6 protein-coding genes are annotated in these 6500 nt (G+C 35.8%); all 6 read left to right on the forward strand.

From position 1 onward, the window contains the following. Positions 1–180: 180 nt before the first annotated feature. The 6 genes from BA053_RS04830 (at position 181) to BA053_RS04855 (ending at position 5965) form a co-directional block, all read left to right on the forward strand. Positions 181–1368, forward strand: a complete 1188-nt coding sequence (locus BA053_RS04830) for an MFS transporter (protein WP_156518054.1) — start codon at positions 181–183, stop codon at positions 1366–1368. A gap of 61 nt (positions 1369–1429) precedes the next feature. Beyond that, the gene (locus tag BA053_RS04835; protein ID WP_065095004.1) at positions 1430–1735 is read left to right on the forward strand and encodes an integration host factor subunit alpha; all 306 of its coding nucleotides are present in this window, start codon (positions 1430–1432) and stop codon (positions 1733–1735) included. Then, positions 1735–2061, forward strand: coding sequence for a MerR family transcriptional regulator (locus BA053_RS04840; protein ID WP_065095003.1), 327 nt, complete (start codon positions 1735–1737; stop codon positions 2059–2061). Before BA053_RS04835 ends, BA053_RS04840 begins: the two co-directional genes overlap by 1 nt. A gap of 53 nt (positions 2062–2114) precedes the next feature. Further along, positions 2115–2711 (forward strand): murein hydrolase activator EnvC family protein, encoded by a 597-nt coding sequence (locus BA053_RS04845; RefSeq protein ID WP_065106823.1) that lies wholly within the window; start codon positions 2115–2117, stop codon positions 2709–2711. Between the two features lie 12 nt (positions 2712–2723). Then, complete coding sequence (gene leuS, locus BA053_RS04850; RefSeq protein WP_065106824.1) at positions 2724–5201, forward strand: leucine--tRNA ligase; 2478 nt, start codon at positions 2724–2726, stop codon at positions 5199–5201. Between the two features lie 128 nt (positions 5202–5329). Continuing rightward, positions 5330–5965, forward strand: coding sequence for a membrane protein (locus BA053_RS04855; protein ID WP_010962341.1), 636 nt, complete (start codon positions 5330–5332; stop codon positions 5963–5965). Positions 5966–6500: the final 535 nt, after the last annotated feature.

A 6500-nucleotide genomic window follows, 5' to 3' on the forward strand; every position in this document is an offset into this window, starting at 1 on the left:
GAAAACCGATTTCGAAGGACCTTCCTTCATCTTCAATAAAGCTTCTCACAAACATTACTTTGTTTGTTACTGCAGCACACAACCGTTTTTTGGGTTAGCTATAACAGTAGTCAGGAAACAATAGCTTAAAAAGAGACTTAGTGTTAAATTTCTAATAGATTACTTATAAAAATAAATCTTATGGAAAGCAGAGCTAAGGCTTGGTTCATTTGGCTGATTAGTAACTTGGTTGTTATATTCAGCAACATGCAGATAATTTATACCTTTATAAGTGTAAATCTTGAAAAGGAACTTGGACTTACAATCGCGCAAGTTGCACTGGCTAATTCATCATATACTTGGACTTTCGCCATCTTACAATTTTTTAGTGGAGCAACGTTTAATGTTTTTTCCAGTAAAAAAATTTATTTTTTCTCATTATTAACTATGATCTTTGGGTTCTTTGTCCTTATTAATAGTGACAATTTTGCTCATTTGATTTTATCTCAAGTGTTGATTGCAACTGGAGCATCATTTGGTTTTATTGGTGCTGCTCACACAAGTAGCATATGTTTTTTCGCTGCCCAATTTGGACTAATGTTTTCACTAGTGCAGACAATTTCAAGCCTTTCTGCTTTGGTGATTCAAATACTGTTCTCTAGCTTGCTTGCCGAAGATGCATATTGGAAAAATCTGATTGTATGCATAATACTATTTGGTGTGTTGATATTTGTACTTACGCTTTTTTGTCCAAACACACTTCCAGAAAGCAGCTCAGAAAAGCGCACAATAAAAAGCTCTATAAGAACAGTAATGTGCTTTGTACTCACAGTGCTAAAATTAAGAGATATCTGGATAACTTCAGTGGTGGGTGCTATTACTTTTGGAACATTTTTAGCACTTAACACCCTGTGGGCTCCAAGGTTACTAAGCAATTCAGAACTCGATGCAATGGAGTCAGGTGTAGCAACTGCAATACTATGGCTTGGTCTTGCAGTTGGTGCTCCAATTGCAGATCGAATCTCAAACTTATTTAAAAATAGGAAACATGTAATCTCTGCTTTTGCTTTATTGCAAGGCGTCTCAATTATTATTTTACTATACAGCCATTTAACAGCTCACATTGTGTACTTTTGTATGTTAATGTTCGGGTTTTTTGCGGGAGGACATATGCTTAATTTTACTGTCGGCAGCGAGATTGTGAAACGAAAATACATTAGCACATCATCATCCATTATCAATGGGTTTATGTTCATCATGAGCGGAATTATAGTGTCAATGTTAGCACTTTTTACAGATCATAAAATGGCGCTTTTTGCGATATTTGCAATATTGGCAGTTGCTAGTATTTTAAATTATGCTACAAAAGAGACATACCCTAAAAAATAAAGTAGCTGAACCTTAAGTCAGTTGCTATATTGTGTTTACATATTGCGATACTTACTCAATTATGGATCATGTTATAACAAAAGACACAGCAGTAACTAAGGCAACAATAGCTGAAAATATAAACCAAGAAATAGGATTATCAAAGGAAGACTCTGCTTCGATAATAGATGATATATTGGACGAAATAAAGACGAGCTTGGCAAAGGATGGAATAGTAAAAATATCATCATTTGGAACATTCTTGGTCAAAAAAAAGAAGGAAAGGCCAGGAAATATACCAAATACATCGGAGAAAGTGATGATTCAGGCAAGAAATTCAATTTCTTTTAGGCCTTCAAAAATTATAAAAAAATCAATCAATAATTAATGAACAAGGAAAAATTATTTTATACGATTGGGGAAGTAGCTGAAGAGCTACATTTGGAACAGCATGTTTTGAGATTCTGGGAAGGTCAATTTCATCAAATTAAGCCTACAAAGCGTAAAGGAAGAAGGCTATACGATCGTAAGTGTATAGAGGCCATAAAGCAAGTAAAGTACATGCTATATGATAAAGGATATACAATAAAAGGAGTGCAAAAGGAATTTGGTAATGTGAATCGTGATCCAAAGAATTTGTTGCAAGAACTTACCGATTTAAGAGACTATTTAACTAGTAGAATAAATAACGAGGAAAGTAACAAGCAGACGTGAAACACTACGTCTCGCTAAAGTTTTGGAGTTTTGTGAAAATCGATATATCTAAAATGTGGCGTATAGCCTCATTTCTTATGTTATTAGCAATATTAATAGGCTGTGGCCTGCAAAAACCTGCACCTGTGCTGCTTAAAGGCGAAGAATTTTACGGAAAAAGAGATCTGGAATATACAAGAGAGTACCATTTAATTAGGGAGCCTTCAGTGCAAAAAGAAAGTAGAAAAGCCATCATAAATAGGATATACAGAGATAACAATGATGCACAAAATGTGGGGGTAAATTGCAAATTTGTAATGCCAGTTAAAGGTTCAGCTACCTCTTCTGATGAAACGTGTAAGGATGGCATAAAAATTGCTGCTCAAAATAGAACGAACGTAATTGCCTCTGCACCCGGCAAAGTGATATATGTAGGCAAAGGGCTGAGATGGTATGGAAATTTAATTATAGTAGAACACAAAGATAATTACATGACTGTGTACTCCTATTTAAAAAACATACATGTTGAAATTGGTGATAAAGTAAAGCAAGGTCAAGTGATTGGATCTGCAGGTAAATCAAGCACACAAGATAAAGATCCGCAGATGTGTTTCACAATACGACATAACGGCCAAGCGGTTGATCCTTTGGCGCACACAAACTGTGATTAAATTTGGATTTATATGAAATATGATTTTAAAAATGTTGAAAAATTTTATCAAGATAAATGGGATTTTTCTGTAAGCAAGAGTGGTAAACAAGAAAAGTGTTACGTGTTGGAAATGTTTCCATATCCATCTGGTAAAATTCATATGGGACACTTACGTAACTATGCAATAGGGGATGTGATAGCGCGTTACAAGAGAGCTAATGGATTTGAGGTTTTGCATCCAATTGGCTGGGATGCGTTTGGATTACCAGCTGAGAATGCAGCAAGGGACAACAATATTAGCCCCGAAACATGGACAAAAGAGAATATAGATAATATGCGTACACAGTTGAAATCTATAGGTCTTTCTTATAATTGGGAGCGTGAACTCTCCACATGTGAGCCTGATTATTACAAACACGAACAAAAAATTTTCCTGGATTTTTTAAAGCATGGGCTTGCCTATCGAAAAGAGTCATGGGTTAACTGGGATCCAGTGGACCAAACAGTGCTTGCAAATGAACAGGTGGTTGATGGAAAAGGATGGCGATCAGGTGCAGTTGTTGAAAAACGTAAGTTGTCCCAATGGTTTTTAAAGATTACTGATTTCGCTGAAGATTTACTCAAGTGCTTGCAAAGTTTAAAAAATTGGCCAGAAAAAGTCAAAACAATGCAGGAGCGTTGGATAGGAAAATCTGAAGGAGCAACTATAGAGTTTGAAGTAGTTGGCCTGAATAAGAAATTAAAAGTTTTTACAACTTATCCTCATACTTTGTTTGGGGCTTCTTTTTGTGCAGTGGCAGCAGAGCATCCTATTGTGCAGGATTTAAAGAATGGTTCTTCTGTTGTCATCCCAGTGCTTGACACTGGGATCCAAGAAATAAAATCGAAAAGAGAGAACGATGAAAAAATAGGAGTTTACACCGGATTAAACGTCAAACATCCATTTCTTGATAAGGAATTGCCGCTTTACATAGCGAATTTTGTGTTGATGGAATATGGGGAAGGCGCGATTTTTGGTTGCCCTGCACATGATCAGCGTGATTTTGAATTTGCACAGAAATACGATTTGCCGGTTATTCCTGTTATTTATGAAAAGGGTGCACAAGCCATAGTGACTCTAGAAGAAGCCTACACTGGCGGCGAAATAATGTGCAACTCTGAATTCTTAAATGGATTGACGGTTAGTGAAGCAAAAAAAGTAATCACTAAAAAACTTGAAGAAAAAGGGATAGGTAAGAAAACAACAAACTATCGTCTACACGATTGGGGAGTTTCAAGACAGCGTTATTGGGGATGTCCTATACCTATTATATATTGTAAGGATTGTGGAACTGTGCCAGTTCCAGAAAAAGATCTTCCAGTAGTTCTGCCAATAGATGTAGAATTTACAAGTGGTGGCAATCCGCTGGATAAGCACCCAACTTGGAAATTTGTTTATTGTCCAAAGTGTGGAAAGCAAGCAGAGCGTGAAACTGATACGTTTGACACCTTTTTTGAATCTTCCTGGTATTTTGCTGCATTCTGTAGTGAAGATAAATCAATAGACGAAGATGCATGTAATCGTTTTATGCCTGTTGATTATTATATAGGTGGAATAGAACATGCAATTCTGCATTTACTCTATTCACGCTTTTTCTGCAGAGCTTTAACCAAATGTGGCTATTTTGATATTAAAGAGCCTTTCTCTACTTTAATCACTCAAGGAATGGTCTGCCATGCAACTTATAAAGACGAAAATGGTAAGTGGCTATTTCCCGCAGAAGCAAAAGAGTTGATTGCACAAGGAGCTAAGGTTCAAATTGGAAAAGTCGAGAAAATGAGCAAGTCGAAAAAGAACACAGTTGACCCAAACTTTATCATAGAAAAGTATGGTGCTGATACTGCTCGCTTGTTTGTGTTGTCCGACACTCCTCCAGAGAAAGATATGGAATGGTCCGATGATGGCGTGGAAGGTTGTTCTCGTTATGTAAATAAATTGTGGCGTATGGTAATGCAGCTTAAGCCTGTGAATATACACTATGATAATGAAAGTGTTACGGGTGAACTTCTAGAGTACAGAAAAAAAATTCATAAACTCTTACACGGACTTACAGATGACTTGGAAAACTGCAGATTAAACTGCGTAGTGGCAAAATTTCGTGAGATGACGAATTTAATAGCTGAAATAGACGTAAAAACTGGAAAATCTCTTATTGATGAAGGTATATGTATATTAATCAGAGTAATCGAACCGTTCATACCACACCTAGCTGAAAGCTTATGGCAAGAAATAGGAGGCGAAGGTATACAACCTTGGCCAAAAGCTGATGAATCATTATTAGTTGACGATACAGTCACTATAGCCGTGCAAATCAATGGAAAATTACGTACAACAATCAAGGTGGCAATTAACTTACCTCAAGAAGAATTGAAGAAAATAGCGATAGACTCTGTGTCCAGTAAGATCGATCAAAGCAAAGTTCGCACTGTATATGCTGTACCAAATAAGATAGTAAATATAGTTATATAAAAGACCTGAGTAGTACGTTTTATATAATCTGATTTTATGGCTATACTTTTTTTGACATGTAATTATATCTTTTTTAATATAAAGGATATATACTTATGCATTATATATTTTTTTGTATGAGGAGTTATATGAAAATAAAGAGATTGTGCGTTTTGGCTGTGTTGCTTACTTCATCTCTAGCAGGTGCAGCTAGTAATAGTGCAAGTAAGTCAGAAGATAAGTACTATGCAGGTTTAAACTTTGGTGCTGGTTGGGGTGGTGGCTTTAAAATGAAACCTGGTGTTGTTCTTGGTTACCATTATGACCAAAACTCTAAATTTGAACTTGAGGTTCTCAGTAATATTAAGTCATTAAAGAGCATAGGAGCTAGCTTATTGGCAAACTACCGCTTCTATCCTGACCTTGATATTGATCCCGTTAAACTATATGTCAGCGGAGGTTTAGGAGGATATCTCCAAATAACACCTTTTGGCTTTGGTGTTAGTGATACAGTTGATGGTGATGGCAATAGTTCACAAGAAGAAAAAGAAAAGGAAGAAGAAACACAAGGTGCTCCAGAATCAGGTGGTGAAGCTGCTGGTTCATCTGTAGTAGATAAAATACTGAGTTCTATTTCCTATAAACTAAAGTTAGGTGTTGATTATGAAATTACTCCGCAGATAATTGGTGCAGTTGGTATGACCATGGGTGGGCAACTAAGTGGTATAAAAGCAAAACAAATACCAGATGCAACTCTAGAGATAGGGGTACGTTATAATTTTTAATGCTGCTACTTAGTTCATAAAGGTAGAGACGATGTTGAGGATGAAATAAACAGCATTAAAAAAAATCCGAAAACGTATTTTCGAATATGGTTTTGAACGCTAGCTATAGATTAGAAAAATAACAAGAAAAAGGGTAAACATACTGTAATTGCTGTTGAATGATGGAGTCCATTATTTTAGCACGAAGTAACGAATTCAGTAGAATAAGTTCTTCAAAAATAATTTAAACTTTTATTAGTAGGAGCAGTCTCATGGAATATTATAGCGATCTCACTAAAAGAAACTTTTATAAGTATCGTTGATGAGAAAGGAAAAATTGTTAAGGAAGAAGTTGTTGCAAGAGAAAGTAAGGCAATAGCTGAATTTTTTCTTGGTCAAGGCAAAAAATATGAATCAATGGGAATAGAAAGTGGACAGTTGTCAATTGACCTTACCCAGAAAAAGTGGAGAGAAAGTTTGGAATGTTTTTTACAAAAAGAATGATGCATCAAATTGTTCTGGAATGCAATAGTTAATAGTGACGTTATTTGTTATA

It is taken from the genome of Wolbachia endosymbiont of Nomada ferruginata, assembly GCF_001675785.1.
Taxonomy (GTDB): domain Bacteria; phylum Pseudomonadota; class Alphaproteobacteria; order Rickettsiales; family Anaplasmataceae; genus Wolbachia; species Wolbachia pipientis.